At 39.0% G+C, this 22,268-nt stretch carries 20 protein-coding genes; 9 read left to right on the top strand and 11 right to left on the bottom strand.

Annotated elements, in window-relative coordinates; genetic code table 11:
* The first annotated feature begins 636 nt into the window (after positions 1 to 636).
* From MKL38_RS01685 to MKL38_RS01660, 6 genes are all read left to right on the top strand, one after another.
* Positions 637 to 1,704, top strand: a complete 1,068-nt coding sequence (locus tag MKL38_RS01685; protein ID WP_003651299.1) for a type II asparaginase — start codon at positions 637 to 639, stop codon at positions 1,702 to 1,704.
* Positions 1,705 to 1,903: 199 nt separating this feature from the next.
* Positions 1,904 to 5,467 (top strand): DNA polymerase III subunit alpha, encoded by a 3,564-nt coding sequence (gene dnaE, locus MKL38_RS01680; protein ID WP_270902317.1) that lies wholly within the window; start codon positions 1,904 to 1,906, stop codon positions 5,465 to 5,467.
* A 14-nt stretch (positions 5,468 to 5,481) separates the two neighbouring features.
* Positions 5,482 to 6,321 (top strand): RNA methyltransferase, encoded by an 840-nt coding sequence (locus MKL38_RS01675; protein WP_045432883.1) that lies wholly within the window; start codon positions 5,482 to 5,484, stop codon positions 6,319 to 6,321.
* Positions 6,314 to 7,123: a serine O-acetyltransferase gene (gene cysE, locus MKL38_RS01670; protein WP_209830618.1), complete on the top strand. Its 810-nt coding sequence runs from the start codon at positions 6,314 to 6,316 to the stop codon at positions 7,121 to 7,123. Before MKL38_RS01675 ends, cysE begins: the two co-directional genes overlap by 8 nt.
* A 105-nt stretch (positions 7,124 to 7,228) precedes the next feature.
* Positions 7,229 to 8,170: an ABUW_2363 family tetratricopeptide repeat lipoprotein gene (locus MKL38_RS01665; protein ID WP_270902316.1), complete on the top strand. Its 942-nt coding sequence runs from the start codon at positions 7,229 to 7,231 to the stop codon at positions 8,168 to 8,170.
* A 115-nt stretch (positions 8,171 to 8,285) separates the two neighbouring features.
* A complete protein-coding gene (locus tag MKL38_RS01660) occupies positions 8,286 to 10,292 on the top strand; it encodes an esterase/lipase family protein (protein WP_270902315.1) in 2,007 nt (668 codons plus the stop codon).
* Between the two features lie 56 nt (positions 10,293 to 10,348).
* Here MKL38_RS01660 and ahpF read toward each other — a convergent pair whose 3' ends face one another.
* The 3 genes from ahpF to MKL38_RS01645 form a co-directional block, all read right to left on the bottom strand.
* The gene (gene ahpF / locus MKL38_RS01655) at positions 10,349 to 11,914 is read right to left on the bottom strand and encodes an alkyl hydroperoxide reductase subunit F (protein ID WP_270902314.1); all 1,566 of its coding nucleotides are present in this window, start codon (positions 11,912 to 11,914) and stop codon (positions 10,349 to 10,351) included.
* A gap of 179 nt (positions 11,915 to 12,093) precedes the next feature.
* Entirely contained in the window at positions 12,094 to 12,615 is a 522-nt protein-coding gene (locus MKL38_RS01650) for a chromate transporter (RefSeq protein ID WP_003651290.1), read from the bottom strand.
* Entirely contained in the window at positions 12,615 to 13,175 is a 561-nt protein-coding gene (locus tag MKL38_RS01645; protein WP_270902313.1) for a chromate transporter, read from the bottom strand. The genes MKL38_RS01650 and MKL38_RS01645 overlap by 1 nt, the downstream gene beginning before the upstream one ends.
* 101 nt (positions 13,176 to 13,276) lie before the next feature.
* Here MKL38_RS01645 and MKL38_RS01640 point away from each other — a divergent pair, with 101 nt between their 5' ends.
* The gene (locus MKL38_RS01640) at positions 13,277 to 14,176 is read left to right on the top strand and encodes a LysR family transcriptional regulator (protein WP_198495984.1); all 900 of its coding nucleotides are present in this window, start codon (positions 13,277 to 13,279) and stop codon (positions 14,174 to 14,176) included.
* A gap of 62 nt (positions 14,177 to 14,238) precedes the next feature.
* Here the strand turns inward: MKL38_RS01640 and arsH are convergent, their stop codons facing one another.
* From arsH to MKL38_RS01620, 4 genes are read right to left on the bottom strand one after another with little or no spacing between them, the layout of a single operon-like run.
* Entirely contained in the window at positions 14,239 to 14,952 is a 714-nt protein-coding gene (gene arsH / locus MKL38_RS01635; protein WP_270902312.1) for an arsenical resistance protein ArsH, read from the bottom strand.
* Complete coding sequence (arsB, locus tag MKL38_RS01630) at positions 14,939 to 15,985, bottom strand: ACR3 family arsenite efflux transporter (protein WP_270902311.1); 1,047 nt, start codon at positions 15,983 to 15,985, stop codon at positions 14,939 to 14,941. The genes arsH and arsB overlap by 14 nt, the downstream gene beginning before the upstream one ends.
* Before the next feature lie 10 nt (positions 15,986 to 15,995).
* Complete coding sequence (locus MKL38_RS01625) at positions 15,996 to 16,469, bottom strand: arsenate reductase ArsC (RefSeq protein ID WP_231761325.1); 474 nt, start codon at positions 16,467 to 16,469, stop codon at positions 15,996 to 15,998.
* Between the two features lie 4 nt (positions 16,470 to 16,473).
* Entirely contained in the window at positions 16,474 to 16,803 is a 330-nt protein-coding gene (locus tag MKL38_RS01620; protein ID WP_270902310.1) for a metalloregulator ArsR/SmtB family transcription factor, read from the bottom strand.
* A gap of 84 nt (positions 16,804 to 16,887) precedes the next feature.
* Between MKL38_RS01620 and arsC the strand changes: the two genes are divergently transcribed.
* Entirely contained in the window at positions 16,888 to 17,316 is a 429-nt protein-coding gene (gene arsC / locus MKL38_RS01615; RefSeq protein WP_270902309.1) for an arsenate reductase (glutaredoxin), read from the top strand.
* 69 nt (positions 17,317 to 17,385) lie between these two features.
* On the opposite strand, the gene MKL38_RS01610 is transcribed toward arsC, so the two are convergent.
* From MKL38_RS01610 to MKL38_RS01600, 3 genes are all read right to left on the bottom strand, one after another.
* On the bottom strand, positions 17,386 to 17,547 hold the full coding sequence (locus MKL38_RS01610) for a DUF1427 family protein (protein ID WP_000784879.1): 162 nt from the start codon (positions 17,545 to 17,547) through the stop codon (positions 17,386 to 17,388).
* A 57-nt stretch (positions 17,548 to 17,604) separates the two neighbouring features.
* Positions 17,605 to 19,479, bottom strand: coding sequence for an amidohydrolase (locus MKL38_RS01605; protein WP_270902308.1), 1,875 nt, complete (start codon positions 19,477 to 19,479; stop codon positions 17,605 to 17,607).
* A gap of 109 nt (positions 19,480 to 19,588) precedes the next feature.
* Positions 19,589 to 20,275 (bottom strand): hydrolase, encoded by a 687-nt coding sequence (locus tag MKL38_RS01600; RefSeq protein WP_001043290.1) that lies wholly within the window; start codon positions 20,273 to 20,275, stop codon positions 19,589 to 19,591.
* A 198-nt stretch (positions 20,276 to 20,473) separates the two neighbouring features.
* Here MKL38_RS01600 and MKL38_RS01595 point away from each other — a divergent pair, with 198 nt between their 5' ends.
* Positions 20,474 to 21,364 carry a LysR family transcriptional regulator gene (locus MKL38_RS01595; protein ID WP_270902307.1) on the top strand — a complete coding sequence of 297 codons (891 nt, stop codon included), beginning with the start codon at positions 20,474 to 20,476 and terminating at the stop codon, positions 21,362 to 21,364.
* Between the two features lie 38 nt (positions 21,365 to 21,402).
* Here the strand turns inward: MKL38_RS01595 and MKL38_RS01590 are convergent, their stop codons facing one another.
* Positions 21,403 to 22,152 (bottom strand): GntR family transcriptional regulator, encoded by a 750-nt coding sequence (locus MKL38_RS01590; RefSeq protein ID WP_270902306.1) that lies wholly within the window; start codon positions 22,150 to 22,152, stop codon positions 21,403 to 21,405.
* Positions 22,153 to 22,268: the final 116 nt, after the last annotated feature.

Raw genomic sequence — 22,268 nt, 5'->3', positions numbered from 1 at the left:
ATAAAATTGCTCTTCTTTTTATTCTAAAATTAAACAATCAAAATTTATCTGTATTTTTATATTAAATAATGAGCCAAAAAATGCACTTTAACTCCTATTAAATTTTCTTAAAGCAAACCTTAAAAAGAGAATAAAAATCACCCAAACAGAATTTATACTCTGTAGAAATAAACCTCAAGTGGTTAAATTTTAATTCATTTTATTATAACTTAATTATATTAAACTATTCTAACTACTATTTAGTTTCTCTACTAAAAAATTTATATTATTTTATTTGTAAATAATAAATTTTAAAATCAACATTTTATAAATACCAAATGGTAAATAAAACCCCACCCACTCATTATTTTTTAATTTTATAAAGATAAAAAAATCATTTACTTTCTTTATATTAAAAAGTAAACAAATCAAGATAAATTAGAAAAACTTAATAGATTTTTTATTTTATTCATGATATTTATTAACGCTGAATAAAAGCAATGACTAAGTAATTGTTGGTGAAACAAAATGCTATTCAGGGATGCTTCTTATTCAGCAAGTTACGAGTATGTTTTACATGGTATGTATTTTGCTTAGGAAAAGCAGACATATTCGACAAACTTTTTTTACTTTCGTCACTTCATAAGGATATTTTCGATGTTGACTAAAACTGTTAAATCTTTAGGTTTAGCGATGGGCTTATTGGCCTGCTCTCTCCCACTTTACGCAAAAAACAATGTAGTTGTTGTTGCCACTGGCGGTACTATCGCAGGTGCTGGCGCAAGTTCAGCAAATAGCGCAACTTACACTGCTGCAAAAGTTCCAGTTGATACTTTAATCAATGCAGTTCCACAAATTAAAGATTTGGCAAATGTAACTGGTATTCAGGCATTACAGGTCGCTTCTGAAAGTATTACTGACAAGGAATTATTACAAATTGCTCGTCAAGTAAATGAACTTGTTAAAAAGCCTTCTGTAAATGGCGTTGTGATTACTCACGGTACTGATACTTTAGAAGAAACAGCATTTTTCTTAAATCTGGTTGTTCACACTGATAAACCAATTGTGCTTGTTGGTTCAATGCGCCCTTCAACTGCTCTTTCAGCAGATGGCCCACTTAACCTTTATAGTGCAGTTGCTTTAGCAGCTTCTGATGATGCAAAAAATAAAGGCGTTATGGTTCTTATGAACGACTCTATTTTTGCTGCGCGTGATGTAACTAAAGGCATTAACATTCATACAAATGCTTTTGTTAGCCAATGGGGTGCTTTAGGTACTCTTGTTGAAGGCAAGCCATACTGGTTCAGACAGTCTGTAAAACGTTTTACAAATGCTTCTGAATTTAATATCGAGAATATTAAAGGCGATGCACTTCCAACTGTACAGATTGTTTACGGTTCAGGCTCTATGCTTCCAGATGCTTATGAAGCATATGCAAAAGCAGGTGCTAAAGCGATTATCAATGCAGGCACTGGTAACGGTTCGGTACCAAAATATATCGTCCCAACTTTACAAAATCTTCACGACAAGAACGGTATTCAAATTATCCGTTCATCACGTGTTGCACAAGGTTTTGTAGTGCGTGATGCAGAACAACCTGACTCTAAATATGGTTGGGTAGCAGCACATGATTTGAATCCTCAAAAAGCTCGTCTTCTTGCTGCATTAGCGCTTACTAAGACTAATGATACTCAAGAAATTCAGCGTATGTTCTGGCAGTACTAAGTTTTTCAACCAGCTCAAACCTAGATGTTTGGGCTGGTCATATTTTATAAAAATAATGTCTTTTATATTAAATCTGTACAATAGATGTTCAACTCATTCTTCTTAAATAATAAAATCCTTAACAGTTTGCCAAAATATTAACCATTTCCTTTTAACTTTGCGTGTTAAACTATGCTGCGGTCGCATTAAGGATTGGTTTATGCAGTTTGTTCATCTAGGTATTTATACAGAATTTTCGATTACAGAGTCGATAGTTCGCATACCTGACTTGGTCAATGCTGCGGTTAAAGACCAAATGCCTGCGCTGGCATTAACTGACCTCTCTAACCTCCATGCGGCGGTAAAGTTTTATAATTCTTGTTTAAAAAAAGGAATTAAGCCGCTTTTAGGTAGCACAATTCGCCTTGATGATGCTCAACATCGTGTCACCTTACTTGCAATGAGTGATGTTGGGTGGAAAAGTCTTACCGAAATCGTTTCACGCGGCTTTATTGAAGGACAACAGCTCAGTATTCCATGTGTACAAAAAGAATGGGTACTTGAACAGCATCAAGATATTATCGTTTTACTTGGCCAGCATAGTGATGTTGGTCAGATGCTTTGCTCGTCTAACCCTCAAAAAGCTGCTCCCCTTTTAGAAGCATGGCTCGAAAAGTTTGGTAACCGTGTTTATCTTGCTTTAACACGTACTGACCGTCCCGGTGAAGAAGACTTTATTCAAGAAGCAGCTAAGCTTGCTGCACAATATAATGTTGGTGTAGTTGCACATAATGATGTGCACTTTGTCGAAAAAGAAGATTTCGAGGCACACGAAGCTCGTGTTTGTATCGCTGATGGTTATGTATTAGCAGATAATCGCCGTCCACGGACATATAGTCCTGAGCAGCACTTTAAAACCTCAGATGAAATGATCGAATTGTTTTCCGATATTCCTAGTGCTATCGAGAACACCTATCATATTGCCAAACGCTGCAACGTTAAACTACAACTCGGTACTTACTTTTTACCTGACTATCCAATTCCAGATGGTTTTACCATCGACACTTATTTTGAACATTTATCAAAAGTAGGTTTGGAAGAGCGCTTAAATTATCTTTACCCTGTTGAAAAACGTGGCGAGGACTGGGCAGAGATTCGTAAGCCTTACGATGAACGAATTGATTATGAAGTCGGTATTATCCTGAAGATGGGTTTCCCAGGATACTTCCTCATCGTCATGGACTTTATTCAATGGGCAAAAAATAATGGTGTTCCTGTAGGACCAGGTCGTGGTTCAGGTGCGGGTTCATTAGTTGCATATAGCTTAAAAATTACAGACCTTGATCCACTTCGTTACGATCTACTCTTTGAACGTTTCTTAAACCCAGAACGTGTATCGATGCCAGACTTTGATGTCGATTTCTGTATTGCTGGACGTGACCGCGTCATTGATTACGTATCGCGTACTTATGGTCGCGAAGCCGTTTCACAAATTGCAACTTTCGGAACCATGGCTGCAAAAGGTGCAATCCGTGACGTTGCGCGTGTATTAGGTAAATCTTACGGGTTAGCTGACCGTATTTCAAAAATGGTGCCTACCAAACCGCTCGGTGTGGACTTAGCTACCGCTATTGATATGGAACCTCAGCTTAAAGATATTGTGACCAACCCATCAAACCCAGATAACGACGATGCAAGCGAAATCTGGGAAATGGCATTAAAATTAGAAGGCATAACCCGAAATACTGGTAAACATGCCGGAGGTGTAGTCATTGCACCAGGTAAAATTACCGATTTCTCGGCTGTTCTTTGCGATGCAGATGGAACAAACCGTGTTGCTCAATATGATAAAGACGATGTAGAAGCAGCAGGTCTGGTCAAGTTCGACTTCTTGGGTTTACGTAACTTAACCGTTATTGAAGACGCGATCCAAAATATTAATAAAAACCGCGACAGTAATGATCAGCTGAATATCTTGCATGTTCCTCTAGACGACGCTAAAGCATATTCTGTCTTTGCCGATGCAAATACAACAGCGGTATTCCAGTTTGAATCCGTCGGCATGAAACGGATGCTTAAAGAAGCACGCCCAAGTAAATTCGAAGAAATTATTGCGTTCGTATCATTGTATCGTCCAGGTCCAATGGATCTGATCCCTGACTTTATTCACCGTATGCATGGTGGAGATTTTGAATATCTTCACCCCCTTCTTGAAGGTGTATTAGAGCCAACATACGGGATTATGGTTTATCAGGAACAGGTGATGCAGGCTGCACAGATCTGTGCAGGTTACACGTTAGGCGGCGCAGATTTATTACGCCGTGCAATGGGTAAAAAGAAACCTGAGGAAATGGTTAAGCAACGCCAAATTTTCCTAGAAGGTGCTGCTGAAAAAGGTATTGATGAAAGCACAGCCAACCATATCTTTGACTATATGGAAAAGTTTGCAGGCTATGGTTTTAACAAATCTCACGCTGCTGCTTATGCACTCGTTGCCTACCATACAGCATGGTTGAAAGCTCATTACCCTGCTGAGTTTATGGCAGCCGTCATGACATCGGAAATGCAAAACACGGACAGTGTTGTATTCTTGATTGATGACTGTCGAAATAATAATCTTGATGTCTTACCACCATCGGTCAACATGTCGACTTATCACTTCCATGCAAGTAATGATAAAACGATTGTTTACGGCTTAGGTGCAATTAAAGGCGTCGGCGAACAAGCAATGCAGTCAGTTATTGACTCTCGTCGACAATATGGCCCTTATACAGATCTATTCGATTTTTGCCACCGTATTGATTTAAAGAAAATCAATAAGCGTACTCTTGAAGCTTTAATTCGTGCGGGTGCACTCGATTGCTTAGGTATTGAACGTGCAAGCTTAATGGCTCAATTGCCTGAAGCTGTTCAAGCTGCTGAACAAGCTCGAAGTAACCGTGAAAGCGGTATTATGGATTTATTTGGTGAAGTTGAAGAAGTTCAGCGTAAGCCAGCTAAACCTGTAAAACCGTGGAGCGATGAAGTTCGTCTCAAAGGCGAAAAAGATACGCTTGGTTTATATCTAACAGGCCATCCAATTGATGTTTATCGACAAGAACTCAAAGCTTTTATTCCTGTAAAACTAAATGAAATTACAGCTACGCGTCGTGGCGTTACTACGGTTTATGCAGGTTTAGTCATTGATGTCGCAAACTTCCCGAACCGTGTGGTTATTGTACTTGATGATGGTACGGCACGTTTTGAAGTCAGCTGTAATCATGAGCGCTTCCAACGTTTTAAAGATATCGTTCAAGTGGAACGTGTTGTAGTTTTCGAAGGCGAAATCTATGAGCGAGAAGGCTTTGATCGTCCAATGGGACGTTTAACCAAAGCTTTCACCTTAAATGAAATAAGACAAAAACGTGCTAATAGCATTCAAATCAAATTAACAGAAGAGTTCATGCAACCAACATTGGCAAAAGATCTGCAAAACATGATCTTGCCATTTTGCAATGTTGATATGCATCAACATATCGCTCTACAGTTACAGATTGATCAACCCTATGCTCAAGCCGAGCTTCAGTTTGGTCCGCAATGGAAAGTCGCTCCTCTAGATGAATTACTTGCTAAACTTAGAGATTATTTTGGTAAAGATAATATTTATATTGAATATCAAGTAAAGTCGAAAGCGGCTAAAGCAGCAGACCCTGTTCGTCCACATGCTGTTGCCTCTCCTCCTGCAGGTATGTCTATGGACGATGCATTGGATTTATACCAAAGCGAAGTTTCTCAATATTCGTAATTTCTGGAAATCTTATGAGTTCGTTTGACCACACCACCGTGTCAAAACAATTAGCACAAGTGCGTATTGTCATGGTAAATACAACTTTGCCTGCTAATATTGGCAGTGCTTTACGTGCCATGAAAACAATGGGACTAATTAAATTAGTTCTCGTAGCACCCAAAACATATCCTCATCCAGATATACAAGCACTTGCTGCTGGTGCCCAAGATTTATTTGAGCACCTTGAGATTGTAGACACCTTAGAAGATGCGATTAAAGATTGCCATTTGGTTTTTGGAACAAGTGCACGTAGTCGCACCATTCCTTGGCCTTTACTGGATGTGCGACCTGCGGCTAAAGAAGCCATTAAAGCAACTGCTCAAGGACAACAAATTGCGATTGTTTTTGGTCGCGAAGATCGTGGTTTAACTAACGAAGAATTAGCACTGGCAAATTACCATTTAACGATTCCTGTAAATCCGGACTATGGTGTATTAAATGTTGCGCAAGCGATTCAAGTCGTATGTTATGAGCTTCGCATGTCTGCTCTGGAACAAGACAAAGTCGACCAGAATGTAGATGAAATGCCATTAGTGCAAGGCCAAAGCATGCAATGGGATGAACCTTTGGTTACTCAGCAACAAATGGAAGAGTTTTATCCTCATCTAGAAAAAATGCTGACTGAAATTGAATTTTTAGATCCAGAGAATCCACGTTTATTGCCTTTACGCTTGCGTCGTCTGTTTGGTCGTATACAATTAGATCGTATGGAATATCATTTACTTCGCGGTATTTTTAGTCGTGTGCAAGCCCTAACAAGTGGTAAATGGAAAAAAGCATTATCTGACAAGGAGGATCAACCCAATGCTTAAGCAGCTTAAAGAAGATATAAAGGCTGTATTTGCGCGAGATCCTGCTGCCCGCAATACACTCGAAGTTCTTACGACTTATCCTGGCATTCATGCAATTATGATGCATCGTGTTGCACATGAATTATGGCAAAAAGATTGTAAAGGTGCAGCTCGCCTACTTTCTTCATTTAGCCGTTTTGCCACAGGAATCGAAATTCATCCGGGTGCTAAAATCGGTAAGCGTTTTTTTATTGATCATGGCATGGGTGTTGTGATTGGTGAAACTGCTGAAATTGGTGATGATGTTACGCTTTATCATGGTGTTACCTTAGGTGGTACAACATGGAAGACTGGCAAGCGCCATCCAACGTTAGAAGACGGTGTGGTAGTTGGTGCTGGTGCAAAAATTTTGGGGCCATTTACGGTAGGTAAAGGTGCTAAAGTCGGTTCAAATGCTGTAGTGACTAAAGCTGTTCCAGCTGGTGTGACTGCTGTAGGAAACCCTGCTCGCTATATTTATAAAGATGCCGACAAAAATAAAGATGAAGAACGTCGCCGTGATTATGCACAAAGTATTGGATTTGCCCCATATGCGACAACTGCTGATCAGTCAGACCCTATTTTAGAAGGTATGCGCGTTTTGCTTGATCGTATTCAGCACAATGAAACTCGTATGAATAATTTATGTCAGCGTTTATCAGAGCTAGATCCTAGCTTCAAAAAAGAAAGCCAAGATGAACAACCTTTTAGTGATGAAGAGCTAAAAATTCTTGAAGAAGTGCGCCGAGAATGTAGCGCACAAAACGAGATATCAAAAACGTAATATTCTTGATTCATAATGTAACACGCTTACCCTTGCATGTCGGTTTAGCTTTTCCTAGACTTACCAGTACCAAATCTGACTTTACTAAAATGAACGGAAGATCCTATGAATTTTAAGCCTTTGGCATATATCATCCTTGCGACCTCAAGTTTAACAGCTTGTACAATGGCACCTGTAAAACAACAAAAAATTGAGCCTTTTGTTTTCAAGGAACCAGAGCTTACTCCTCCTTTTTACGCACTAAATCCTTTTAACTATGATCAACCGCCAGCATTTGAAGTTGCGTTAAAAGAAGCTGCTGCACAGCCGGTAACGAAAATGGTGGTTAATCGTCAAGATGACCCAACCAAACAGCTTACTCTCGACACCAACAAACTGATTGTTCCGACTGTAAATAATTCACAGCGTTCAATGAAATATGCAGTTTTAGCTGGTGAGAATGAAATTGATGTTACGAGCATTGATGACTTCTTACAGTTAGTGGAAGGCAAAGCACGTCACTATCCACCTCGCTTTACTGACCGCCAAGAACGTAAAGGCTTTGAAAGTAAACTTAAAGAAGTAACTCAGCAACTTGATACACTTGCTGCAAACCCAAATGCATCATTTGATATTTTGCTTCGCGCTTTTAAAGCAAGTGTTCTTGCACGTAACCTTGATTTAGGTACTGCTCATACCACTAGATCTTTAGAATATGCTCAAAGACTTTTAAAAATTAGCCCAGATGATGCGGAAGCAAACTTCTGGTTCGGTTTTGGCTTATCTGAAGGTGGTGGTCAACGCGAAGCGATTCCATATTTAGATAAAGCAATTAAAGGTAATGTTCAAGAAGCATATTTAGCTGCTGCAAATAATTATATTGCGATGGAGCAAAAGAAAAATGCGATCCAGACGCTTAAGAATTATAAAGTTAAATATCCAGATGAATCGGAAATTGCTGATCGTTTAATTCAAGAAATTGAAAAACAAGGTCGTTGGAATGTATGGCAAGTTTTAACTAACCCTGCAATGTCTGCTACTCCCTCTAGCACAACACCTAAAAAATAAGTCTAATTAGATAAAAAAGGCTGTTTTGACAGCCCTTTTTTTTATTTGATCATTTGAAAAATATTTTAAAATTTGTATGATCTACCTACCATTGAGCCACTAAATTTTGACCATAATGTTTTCAATAAAAAGAAGCAAAACAGTATTGACGGTCATACTACTCGGTTCAATTCTGAGTGGTTGTCAGGTCGTTAATGTTAAACAGCAAGCTTTGAATGTAACTATTGCAAATGAACGTAATAGTATTCTTACGCAAGATAAACTCAGCGAAGCAAGTCTGAATGTTTTATCAATGTCTGGTCAGGAAGCTAAAGTTTGTACTGACACACCTGATAACTGTGTAAATCAACTCAAAAAATTACCTCAAATTTTAGATGAACAGTTCTTATCAGCTGCAAGTGAAATGTATCTGGCAAAAGCAATGGCTTTGTCAGATTCATCTAATTGTAAAATTAGTAGATTTACTAAACATAAGTCTGAAGAAGAACAAACCAATATTCAAAGTAAATACGATGATTGTTTAGACCAGCAATTAAATTTACTGGATAAAAGTATTCGTTATAGTTACGCCTATTTGTTTTCAACGAAGCGTCAGCCTACTGACCGTATTTTTGATAATAGACAAGTTCAGATTCGTGACTTCTATAATCAGGCAATTGCCAAAATGGTCGGTGCTTATGATTTACGCTATCCTAAAAAAAATGGTGTTGAGCCCCAAATACATATTGGTAAAAGTGTCTATTCGATTGATTTCGAATTTCACCAGCAGCTTGCTGGGCAAAAATTAGAGAAGTTAATTTCTAGTTATAATTTAAATTTTTCGGGTTTAAGAACAATTAACCGTCGTGATGGTTTTGGATCTGAATTTGTAGCGGTTTTTCCGAGTTCAGGAAAAGAGGATATTAATGAATATATTTTAGACCCACTTAAATACAATTATAAAAATGGCGTTAATCCAAATATTCATCATGCACGCTATTTGGCTGCAACTATTGTAGCTGAACCAAAACATGCGACCACTGTTGAAGAAATTATTAATAATCCTGAATTCGTGATTCGGGTTTACGATCCATACCGGACCGACAATATTAGTGTAGCAGGCAAACAATATCCTCTAGCAGCCAACTTTTCCGCGCCTTACGGCCTATGGTTAGCCGAGAACAATTTAGGTGTCGCGGCTTATTTAAGTCTGATTGATCGTGATCAGCACTTGACCATGCCACACCTATATATGCTTGAACCATACAATCCAAATAAAAAAATTATTGTATTAGTCCATGGGCTAGCAAGTAGTCCTGAGGCATGGATTGCTTTAACTAATGATGTTATGGGTGACACGGTTTTAAGAGATAATTATCAAGTTTGGCAAGTTTTCTATTCGACTAATATGCCGATTCTGGAAAGCCGTTTCCAAACTTATGCCCTTCTTAAGCAAGCTTTTGGTTCTTTGAACCCTAATGATCCTGCTGCACATGATGCTGTACTGGTTGGACATAGTATGGGAGGTATTATTAGCCGTTTACTGGTAAGTGATGGCGATATTACCAAGCCTGCTTTAGAGCTAATGACGACACGTCAGCAAAATCGCTTTAAGAAACATCCAATGGTTACTGAACGATTGCAAATGCATTCAATCAATAATTTTGATCGTGCAATTTTCTTGGCTTCTCCTCATCGAGGTACAGATTATGCAGATCGCTGGTTTACATTAGCAGCGCGTAAAGTTATTCGTCTACCTGGTGCTTTTTTATCAGCTGTAGCAACTTCACTCACCACCGAAAATTTAGATGTTAAAGATTTCTTGAGTAATATTGATAGTGGTTTGATTCAAAATGGTCCAAGCGATTTGAGTCATCAATCTAAATTTATGGAGCTCACAGAAAATATTAATCCTCATAAAGGCTTGGTTTTCCACTCAATTATGGGAAATATCACCAAGAGCGATGATCCAAACGTAATTACAGATGGTATTGTTCCGTATAAAAGTGCTCACTTAGAAGGTGCCAAATCTGAGAAGGTTCTTCCAGGTGGGCATTCAATTCAGTTAACGCCGCAAGCCGTTTTAGAACTGCGTCGTATTTTACGAGAGCATTTAGTCGAACATGGTTTATATAAACCATAAAAAAATAAAAAGAGCCAAAGGATAACCTTTGGCTCTTTTGTTTCTGGATCTAAATTTTATTGCCCGGAACGGATGATGTAATCAAATGCAGAGAGTGATGCTTTAGCACCTTCACCTGTAGCAATAATGATTTGTTTGTACGGAACCGTAGTACAGTCACCCGCAGCAAATACACCCTTTACATTGGTTTCGTTGCGGTCATTTACAATGATCTCGCCACGATTGGTTAACTCAAGTTCACTGTCTTTCAAGAAATCAGTGTTTGGCAATAAACCAATCTGTACAAAGATCCCTGCAAGCTCTACCACATGCTCTTCATCAGTGGCACGGTCTTTATATTTAAGACCTGTCACTTGTGAACCATCGCCTAACACTTCAGTACTTAAGGCATTCATAATCACAGTGGTGTTTGGCAAGCTATGCAGTTTGTTTTGCAAAACTTGGTCAGCACGGAGTTTAGTGTCGAACTCTACCAAAGTGACATGCTCAACAATCCCTGCAAGGTCAATTGCAGCTTCAACACCTGAGTTACCGCCACCAATCACCGCAACACGTTTGCCTTTAAATAATGGACCATCACAGTGTGGGCAGTACGCGACACCACGGGTACGGTATTCAGCTTCACCCGGTACATTCATTTCTCTCCAACGTGCACCTGTTGAAAGGATTACTGTTTTTGATTCAAGCTTTGCACCGTTTTCAAGTTCAACTTCGACCAAGCCATTTGCGGTTTGATCTGCACCAACGATTTTGCTGACACGTTGCAGGTTCATGATATCAACATCGTATTCACGAACATGTGCTTCTATTTCGGCAGCAAACTTAGGACCTTGAGTCTTTTGCACAGAAGTGAAGTTTTCAATGTCCATGGTGTCCATGACCTGACCACCAAAGCGTTCAGCCACGATACCTGTGTTAATGCCTTTACGTGCCGCATAGATTGCAGCAGTTGCACCTGCAGGTCCACCACCAATCACCAATACATCAAACGCATCTTTGGCATTAAGCGCTGCTGCATCTTTTTCAGCAGAGTTGGTGTCGAGTTTTGCTACGATTTCTTCAAGGGTCATACGACCTTGACCAATGTGTTCATTGTTCTGGAATACCATTGGAACCGCCATGATTTTGCGTTGTTCGACTTCGTCTTGGAAGAATGAACCATCAATCATGGTTGCCGTTGTGTTCGGATTATAAATCGCAATCAGGTTAAGCGCCTGTACCACGTCCGGACAGTTATGACAGCTTAGTGATACAAACACATCAAAGTCAGCTTTAAGGTTTAAACCTTTAATCTGGTTCAATACTTCATCAGACACTTTAGGAGCATAGCCAGACACCTGTAACAGTGCCAAGATCAAAGATGTAAACTCATGGCCCATCGGTAAGCCGGCAAAGAACACACGAGGTTGTTCGCCTGCTTTAGCCACACCAAAGCTTGGACGGCGTGTATTATTGCCATCAAAACGTGCAATGACCTTGTCAGAAAGCTCAGCAATTTCGGTAACCAGCTCTTTAATTTGGGCAGCTTTATCTGATTCATCCAAAGCAGCAACTAATTCGATTGGACTTTCTAAACGTTCTAAGTAAGCTTTTAATTGAGTTTTAATGTTTTGATCTAACATCTGTTTTTACTCCAATGCATCCAAATTCTTTCAATAGATGCATAGTACGTTAAAACATAAAATAGGTGAAACAGTATGTTTTTATAGATTCGATCGGTTTTTTAGATTTAATTATTATTCACTTCAATCAAAAAAAGCCAACCTGAACTCATCCAGCGCAGGTCGGCAAACTGGTTAAACTAGAGTAACACCACGCCAAATACAGCCCCAGCAATCAGGACATGTAAGGGATGAACCTTTTTAATTAAAGATAATAAAGTTGCAATGACTACCATAATGACAAGTAAAGTATTTATTGCAGCCGCCTCTGAAATAATCCACGCACTGGCAAGTACTGTTCCCACAGTGACGGGTTGTAAAGCAAGCTGTAAAACACGGCGCCATTTCTTATCTTTAAATTTTGACCAACCTCTCATTACAAATACAGTAATAATAGATGAAGGTAGAAATTTGGCGGTTGATGTCACAAGTAAACCCGATAGCCCTGCTACATGCCAACCAACGAGCGGTACAATCATCATGTTTGGACCAGGGGCAGCTTGGGCTATTGCGAATAAGGCACTAAATTCTTGTGCAGTCATCCAGTGATGAATATCAACGACTTGACGTTGCATTTCAGGCAAAATTGTATTGCCGCCACCAAAAGCAATAAGTGATAACTGAGTAAAAATGATGGCTAAAGTAAGTAGAACTGCGCCCATTACACACGTCTCCAAATAACAGCTGAATAAAATGACAACAAAACCAGCATGGTCAAAAGCAAGGAGATTTTCAGAAAAGCGATACTGATAATTGCCACTACAACTACACACATCGCTAATGGATTACGTAATAAAGGCTTGAGCATTTTCAACCCTGTTGCAACCAGTAGTCCAGCTGCTGCTGCCGCCAATCCTTCAAAAAGATGCTTAACCATGAGGTTGTCTTGGAACTGCTCATAGACATAATGTAAAAGTACAACAATTACCGTCGGTGCAAAGATTAAGCCAATCAGTGAGCTTACTGCACCGCGAATGCCACGAAACTCCATGCCAATCGCAACAGATAAATTAATAATATTGCCACCCGGTAAAAATTGACACAGACCAAGTAACTCAGTGAATTTTTCAGGACTTAGCCACTGTCTCTGCTCTACAACGACTTTTCGTGCTAAAGGCAACACGCCGCCAAATCCAATTAAACCTAATGTTAAAAAACCTAAAAATAGTTCTGTGCAGCTCGGTACACTCTCCTTCTGCACGGCAATCTCAACATGGTTCATTTTCGTTACTTTTCACTTTATCTGACCAAGATAGAATGATACTTTTATGACATATCTACAAATGCTTTTATTTTCTTTAACCATACCCTAAAGGTATTCCTATGCTAGATTTGCACAAGCTTCATGCCTTTGTTGTGGTTGTTGAAGAAAGAAACATTACCCACGCGGCAAACCGATTATTTATTCAACAGCCGCCATTAACACGTTTACTCAAAAAACTGGAAGAAGAACTCGGTACACAATTGCTTGTTCGTCAACCACGAGGGATTGAACCGACCGAAGCAGGTTTGGCATTATTTAAAGAAGCACAAATTTTATTAGAGCATGCCAAACATATTCCTAAATTAGTTCAAGATGTCAGCCAAGGTAAAACAGGACAACTCAATATTGGTTTTACAAGTTCGGCAGGCTTGCATCCACTGATTTCATTAGTATTGCGCTCCTATCGGGAAATATATCCAGGGGTACAAACCAAACTTGAAGAAGCAGGCAGCCAAAAGCAATTAGATCGGTTAATCTCGGAAAAACTTGATATCGCCTTTTTAAGAGCCCCGATTAGTCGTGATATTGGGTTAAAACATCTTCATATATTAGATGAGCCCATGATGGTGGCATTGCCTATAGGACATCCACTTACGCAAAAAGAAAAAATTAGTTCAAGTGACTTGTCAGATGAAAATTTTGTTTTATACCGTCGTTCTTCAGGACAAGGTTTATATGACAACATTTTATATAGCTGCTACCAAGCGGGTTTTAGCCCACGTATTATTCAGGAAGCGCCTCGACCTACCGCAACATTAAATTTAGTTGCTGCTGGAATTGGTATAACTATTGTACCAGCCTCAATGCATAACTTCTGGGACCATGAAATTATTTATCGCGAATTTGATAGTTCAATAAAACTTAATGCTCCTCTTTACTTGATTACAAGAGAAAATGAAAATTCAGCCAAAGTGGCAAATTTTATTGACCTCTTACAAACATTATTGCCTACCATCTAAATTCGCATTAAGTATCAATAAAAAGTGCTCTAATGTGAGCACTTTTTATTGAGTAAAACAGTCTATTTTTGGTTCACTCGTTTTGATAACTCTTCTGCCGATTCTTTACGTTCCGAATAGCGATCTGTCAGATATTGTTTTTGTCCACGTGTTAATAAAGTGAACTTATAGAGTTCCTCCATTACATCGACAATTCGGTCATAGTAAGAGGATGGTTTCATACTTCCATCTTCTTCAAACTCTAAAAAAGCTTTAGCAACCGAAGACTGATTCGGGATCGTAATCATACGCATCCAGCGCCCTAAAATGCGCATTTGATTCACAGCATTGAAAGATTGAGAACCTCCACTAACCTGCATAACGGCTAAGGTTTTACCTTGAGTTGCACGAATTGCTCCGCCAGCTAAGGGAATCCAATCAATCTGAGCTTTTAAAATCGAACTCATTGCACCATGACGTTCTGGTGAACACCAAACCATACCTTCTGCCCAAGCCAAAAGCTCATGCAACTCTTGCACTTTTGGATGATCTGTTTCTGCATCTTCTGGTAAAGGTAAACCTTTAGGATGAAAGATTTTGACCTCGGCGCCTAAATATTCAAGAATTCGTCCAGCCGTCAACACAGCAAAACGGCTATAAGAGCGCTCACGATTTGACCCATATAGCAATAAAATGCGTGGTGGATGTTCAAGTTGCTGTGCTTGCACTTGTTCAAAAGTAGGTTTATCAAGAAGATCTAATGCTACATTGGATAAATCATTGTTAAGACTGTTCATGGGAGAAATACTTTTTCTTGAGCCAAAGAGAAACTGAAACAAGTGAAATTAAAACAGGGACTTCAACCAATGGTCCAATCACTGTAGTAAATGCTACAGGTGACGCTAAACCAAATGTTGCAATCGCAACGGCTAAAGCGAGCTCAAAGTTGTTACCCGCAGCGGTAAATGAAATAGCAGTTGTACGTGGGTAGTTATTCCCCATACGTTTACTCATAAAGAAGCTAATGAAGAACATCACCACAAAGTAAATCGTCAGTGGAATCGCAATTCGCAGTACATCTAAAGGTAAGCTCACCACATCGCCACCTTTTAAGCTGAACATCGCCACAATGGTAAAAAGTAATGCAATCAAACTAATTGGACTAATTTTTGGCAAGAATTTAGTTTGATACCAATCTAATCCTTTTGCTTTCACTAAAATGAGTCGCGTGAGGAAACCCATTAAAAATGGAATACCTAAATACACCAATACAGCATGGGTAATGGTCCAGAAATTCACATCAATGACTTGACCAGCCACACCAAAATACGGCGGCAATAAAGTTAAGAAAAGCCATGCATAAGTACTAAAGAATAAAATTTGGAAAATACTGTTAAAAGCAACTAAAGCAGCAACATATTGGTTATCCCCACAGGCCAAACCGTTCCAGACCAATACCATTGCAATGCAACGTGCCAAGCCTATCAAGATTAGACCTGTCATATATTCCGGATAGTTATGCAGAAAAATAATCGCTAAAGCAAACATCAAAATTGGAGCAATTAACCAGTTTTGGACTAAAGACAAAGCCAACGTTTTTTTATCTTTAAATACTTCCGGTAAAGCTGCGTAATCCACCTTTGCCAAAGGTGGATACATCATTAAAATTAAACCAATTGCAATCGGAATATTGACGTTATCTACACTGAGTTGATTCAAAGAAACCGAGGCTTGAGGAAAGAAAACACCTATGGCCACCCCTAAACCCATGGCAATAAAAATCCATAGCGTCAGATTCCGGTCTAAAAAAGAAAGCTTTTGCTTAGTCATCTCGGCTCTCTTACTCAATATGAGAGATTTTATTAATCTCAGCAATCAAATGTGAACGGTTTAAGTTTGCAACATCAAGTGCAAACAATGCATCTAAACGACGGTTGATATGATCTACAGTCTCTTGGAAAGCTTTGAGTTTTTCTTCTTTTGGCAAGTCCAAATGAGATGGATCACTTAAGCCCCAGTGTGCTTTGATTGCACCACCTAAATAAAGTGGGCATGCTTCTTGTGCAGCAGAATCACAGACTGTAATCACAACATCTGGTTGATACTGCTCGCAGTCATCAATGGTTTTGCTCCATAGCCCATCTGTTGAAAGACCTAAGTTTTCAAGTGTTTCAATGGTTAATGGATGCACCTGCCCTGATGGTTTACTTCCTGCGCTATACGCTTTCCAATTTTCTGGTGCACGACTATTAAATAAAACTTCTGACAAAATGCTACGGCAACTGTTTCCAGTACATAAAAATAAGAATTTCATGGTGTTACTCACAATAGGTAGAAATAGAAGAAAACTGTGAAGATGATTGATTCACGAAACTTTCATCTTGGTTTCCTATAATTTTCAAAACTTCAACGGCCCAACTTGGTAAATCTGGGTTAACGCTGTAATACACCCATTGCCCTTGTCTTGAGTCAAGTAAAATGCCATGAGTACGTAATAGCGCTAAATGTCGGGAAATTTTCGGTTGGCTTAAGTCAAGTTGCTCGGTCAGTTCACAAACACATATGTTTTGTTTTCTTAAAACTAATTTAAGAATGCTTAACCGAGTAAGGTCCGAAAGACATTTAAAAAAATCGACTTGAGTGATCATGTCAGTAACAATTCATATTCGTTATTGCAAATATACGGATATCCATATATAAATGCAATATCTTAATTCGGCGATAAATTTGTCATGACTGAGCTAGTGAAGATTTACCATAACCCTGCTTGCGGCACCTCACGTAATACGCTTGCACTTATTCGTCACGCTGGGATTGAACCCATTGTTATTGAATATTTACAGACACCTCCTAGTAAAGATGAGCTTACTCAACTCATTTCACAAGCTGGATTAACTGTTCGTGATGCAATTCGAAAAAATGTTGATCCATATAAAGATTTAGATTTGGAACAAGACCGCTGGACAGATGAACAGTTAATTGATTTTATGGTTCAGTACCCAATTTTAATCAATCGTCCCTTTGTGGTGACTTCAAAAGGTACACGTCTGTGCCGCCCTTCGGAAATTGTTTTAGACATTTTAGATTTAGAAAACTTAGGCTTTTTTGCAAAAGAAGATGGTGAAGTAATCATTAATGAACAAGGTCAACGAGTAAAATAATTTAAGATCCTTATAGAGAAAAAGCTAAACGGCGCAATGCCATTTAGCTTTTTTGTTAAATGAAAACGGTTAAAAGTAGGACTTAATAAAAGGAAGGAGTTGTTCTCCTATCACCATGCCTAATAAACCAACTAATGCAACAAGAGGTGGAGCTGGCGACTTCACATTTAAAACGTAATATAAGACACCAACGAGCAACCCTACAGCCAAAGATAATAAGTACATTTTCATGGTACATACCTTAGAGAACCAAGCCATTTAAAGCGGCAGGTTCCCATACTGTTTTATTTAAAATGCAAAACACGAACAACCCAGTGCGCCCCAGAAAGATTTTTTATCTTTATCATTTACAGGAACATCAAGCATCCATGAGTGGCTATGTCCATGCATACCGCAACTGCTAGCACATGCACAAAGCGCACTTTCTGACTGTAAAGACTGATTTGAAGGTGCATTACGGTTTTCAGATAATCTCCATTGTCCACCAAAGCGTTTTACTGGCGACCATGTTGGTGATGCTGGTGGTAACGGTGGATCGTCTTGCTTAAACTCTGCACCTGCATATACCACTTTTCCGCCTAAAACAGTGAGCACAGACTCAATCCACTGAATATCATCTGCTTCAACTTTGAAGTAGTCATCAGACAATACAACTAAATCAGCAAGTTCCCCTGCTGTTAATGAGCCTTTGACATCTTTTTCACCTGAAAACCAAGCCGAACCTTTGGTCCAGAGCATAAGTGCTGTTTGGCGATCTAACAGATTTTTTTCATCATACAAAGGTAAACCACCCACTGTTTTACCTGTGCTCAACCAATATAAGCAAACCCAAGGGTTATAAGACGCAACACGTGTTGCATCTGTTCCCGCACCGACAGGAACACCGAGTTCTAGCATTTTCTTAACTGGTGGTGTTGCTTGAGCAGCTTCGGCTCCATAGCGTTTTACGAAAATCTCACCTTGATATGCCATACGGTGTTGAATGGCTATACCGCCACCCAATGCACCAATACGCTCAATATTACGTTCAGATACGGTTTCGGCATGGTCAATAATAAATCGGGTTGCAAATGGCTGTTTTGAATTTACTTTTTCAAATACATTGAGCAAACGATTAATACTTTCATCATAGGTTGCATGAATACGGAATGGCCATTTCTTTTCAGCCAAGTGCTCTACAATGGCTTCGAGTTCACCTTCCATCTTTTCTGGTAAATCCGGACGTGGCTCATAGAAATCTTCGAAGTCACCCGCCGACCATGTCAGGTTCTCACCTGCTCCATTCATTCTAAATAGTTCATCGCCATCGCCTGGGAATGTCATTTCTGTCCAACGGCGATAGTCATCAAGTTCTTGGCCTGCCTTTTGAGCAAATAGATTGTAAGCAATTCGCACTGTCATTTGGTTTTGGTCATGCAATTGCTTAATCACATCATAATCTTCAGGATAGTTTTGCCCGCCACCACCTGCATCAATTGCTGAAGTAATACCTAATCGGTTCAATTCACGCATGAAATGACGAGTTGAATTGACTTGATCTTCAACTGGCAATTTCGGCGCTTTACCTAAGGTCGAATATAAAATCATAGCGGATGGAGTTGCGAGCAATAGACCTGTTGGCTCACCCTTTTCATCTCGTACAATCTTGCCGCCGGGCGGGTCTGGCGTGTCTTTGTTAAAGCCCAATACATCAAGCGCAGCTCGGTTCAACAAGGCGCTAGCATATAAATGTAAAACAAATACTGGAGTATCAGGAGCGGCTTTATTAATTTCTTCTAAAGTCGGTAAACGCTTTTCGGCAAACTGGAATTCAGTCCAACCACCAACCACACGTACCCATTGTGGAGCTGGAGTATTATCGGCTTGTTCCTTGAGTAAGCGTAGTGCATCCGCTACAGATGGCACACCTTCCCAACGCAGTTCCATATTGTAATTTAGGCCACCACGAATAATATGCAGATGACTGTCATTTAGACCGGGGATAACGCGACGACCATTTAAATCTACAACTTTGCTCGTCGCTGATGCCAGCTTCATGATCTCATCATTTGTGCCGGTGCGTACGACTTTACCATCTGCTATGGCAATTGCTTGTACTTCTGGATTTTTAGGATCTAGTGTGGTGATTTTACCGTTTTTAAGTATGAGGTTTATTTCGGTCATTCTGAACTCCATTCTTGTGAATTATCGTTCTAAAAAATAAAGGCATATCCGTATTAATATCACTTCAATATTGAATACTAGATATGCCTTTACCTAAATAAGTACTATTTTATTTTGCAGGAACTGGTGCAAGTACTTCATGTTTTGATGTGGTACGTTCAGGTGCCTTATGTACCATCGTATAAGCATAATCAACGCCCATACCATAAGCACCAGAATGCTCACGTACAATTGCCATGACTGCATCATAAGTATCACGGTGTGCCCAATCACGTTGCCATTCAAGTAATACTTGTTGCCAAGTTACTGGAACAACACCTGCTTGAATCATACGTTGCATGGCATAGTCATGTGCTTCTTTCGATGTGCCACCAGAAGCATCCGCAACCATATAAATTTCATAATCACCTTCAAGCATGGCACCAAAAGCAAAAGTGTTATTGCACACTTCAGTCCACAAACCTGAAACAATCACTTTCTTACGATTATTTTTTGCAAGTGAATCACGTACTTTTTGGTCATCCCATGAATTCATTGAAGTACGTTCTAATAATGGAGCATCGGGAAATACATCTAAAAGCTCAGGATAGGTATGACCAGAGAAGCTTTCCGTTTCAACCGTAGTAATGGTGACAGGAATATTGAACGTTTTAGCTGCTTTTGCTAACCCTACAGTATTATTTTTTAATACTTGGCGGTCTATTGACTGTACACCAAAAGCCATTTGTGGCTGGTGATCAATAAAAATAACCTGACAATTCGTTGGTGATAGTTGTTCTAAAAGTGACTTATTCATGGGTAAACTCCATTATTCCTTATGAGTAATGCATTAAAATTGCTTACTGGTCATTATCAAAACAGATAAAAATGTAAAAGCATAGACAGCAAATCAGCACGAATCTGTATCCTGCACGAATACAATAAAAACAATGATTGCTTTTTAATTTTTATAGTTTAATCATTGATATATATTTTTTTTAACTTTCGCTTATCCATGGATCGATTAGACTGTATTTCCACTTTTGTAAGTGTCGTAGAACATGGTAATTTTAGTAGTGCAGCCAGAGCACTCGATATCTCTCGTGACTTGGTTGCTAAACGCGTTTGCTACCTCGAAAATGACCTAAAAACTACACTATTAACCAGAACCACAAGACAGATGAACCTCACCTCTTGTGGAGAAAAGTTTTATCAACATAGCAAAGTCATTTTAAGTGAGTTTGAATGGGCTGCCTATGAAATTAACTACAATCAGCAGTACCCTGAAGGTGAACTCAAGCTCAATACCCCCATGTCTTTTAGCAATATTTTTCTTCAAAATATAATTTCAGACTTTATTGAAAAATACCCTAGTATCAAAATTGATTTGTTCATGACAGATCAGTTATTAGACATGAATAATAATAAATTTGATTTAACAATTCGTGTTGATGGCTCTCCTCCAAATTTGGCAAATAGTAAAATATTAAATACTTATCAACGTTACTTATACGCAACGCCTGAGTATTTTAATCAGCATGGATTACCCGCCTCTTTAGAGGAACTCAAAGATCATAAATTTTTAATTTATTATCAAGATAGCCGTCATAAGAAGTTGATTTTCCAAAAAGATCAAAAAGAAGTGTCCTTTAATTGTTTCCCTGTGATGACCTGTAATAATGGTGAATTATTATTAGATATGTGTCTAAAAGATCACGGTATTGTCTTTCTTCCAGAGTTTATTGCAGAGCCTTACTACCAGGAAGGTAAATTACAGAAATGTTTGGAGGACTACACCAGTCAGCCACTTCATTTATATGTGACATGGCCAAACCGTAAAATTTTGTCGAAGAAAGTAAAACTCTTTATCGATTTTTTAACACATCAAATCGTTCCTATAAAATAAGTGGTCTGGGCCTTTCCTATAAGAATTGGCCCACTTTTTTAGTTGGTTTGAGTAGCTTCAATCTTCTTATTTTTAAATAAATTTAATAAATTTTGTTCTGCTGAAGTTGTGCTGTTTTCTTCAATAAATGTCGTCGCGTAGTGTTCTAAATGTTCTTCCATCAGTTGAGTGGCTCGTTTTTCATCACCCTGCTCAATTGCATCTAAAATCGCGCGATGTTCATCTGCCGAGCAATTATTATGTTTTGGAATTTCATACAAACCAATTAACAATGATGTTCTCGCAATAAGTGTCTGCAAATAGCTGGTCATAATCGTGTTTTGATTAGCTTCAACAAGCTTTAGATGAAATTTACCTGATAGCTTAATCCACTCGGCCCAATTCCCAGCTAAACGCTCATGAGACTCTTGATCGACTAAAGCTCTAAGCTCACTAAAATCTAAGCTTTGAGACTTTTGTGTTAGTTTTTTCACAGTGGCAATTTCAAGCATACTCCGTGCTTCAAAGACCTCTTTTGTTTCATCAAGGCTATGTTTTGCTATGAGTGCTCCACGATTGGGCTGAATTTCGATGACTCTATCATGGGCGAGTTTAACAAAAACGCGTCTTAAGACTCCCCGAGTCACACCAAATGCCTCGCATAATGGCGCTTCAACCAAGCGTGCTCCAGATGTAAGTTGCCTATTTAAAATGGCATCTACAATTGCGTTATATATATGGTCATCAATTTCATCATTGCTCATTTCTACGGCTTTTTTTGGTGCATTCGATGGCATTGATTTCTCCATTTTTATTAACGCCCCCTCTTTTTTAAAACATCATTTAATTTGAGCAGTGTAGTCCAACTTAACCAGTTGGAAATATTTCTCTCATAAGAACAATATCTATGCTGGAAGACCTATTC

Origin of the sequence: Acinetobacter sp. AOR14_HL (genome assembly GCF_027855175.1) — a bacterium.
Taxonomy (GTDB): Bacteria; Pseudomonadota; Gammaproteobacteria; order Pseudomonadales; family Moraxellaceae; genus Acinetobacter; species Acinetobacter calcoaceticus.
Note: the sequence above shows the minus strand (reverse complement) of the source record. Positions and strands in the feature narration are given on the sequence as shown.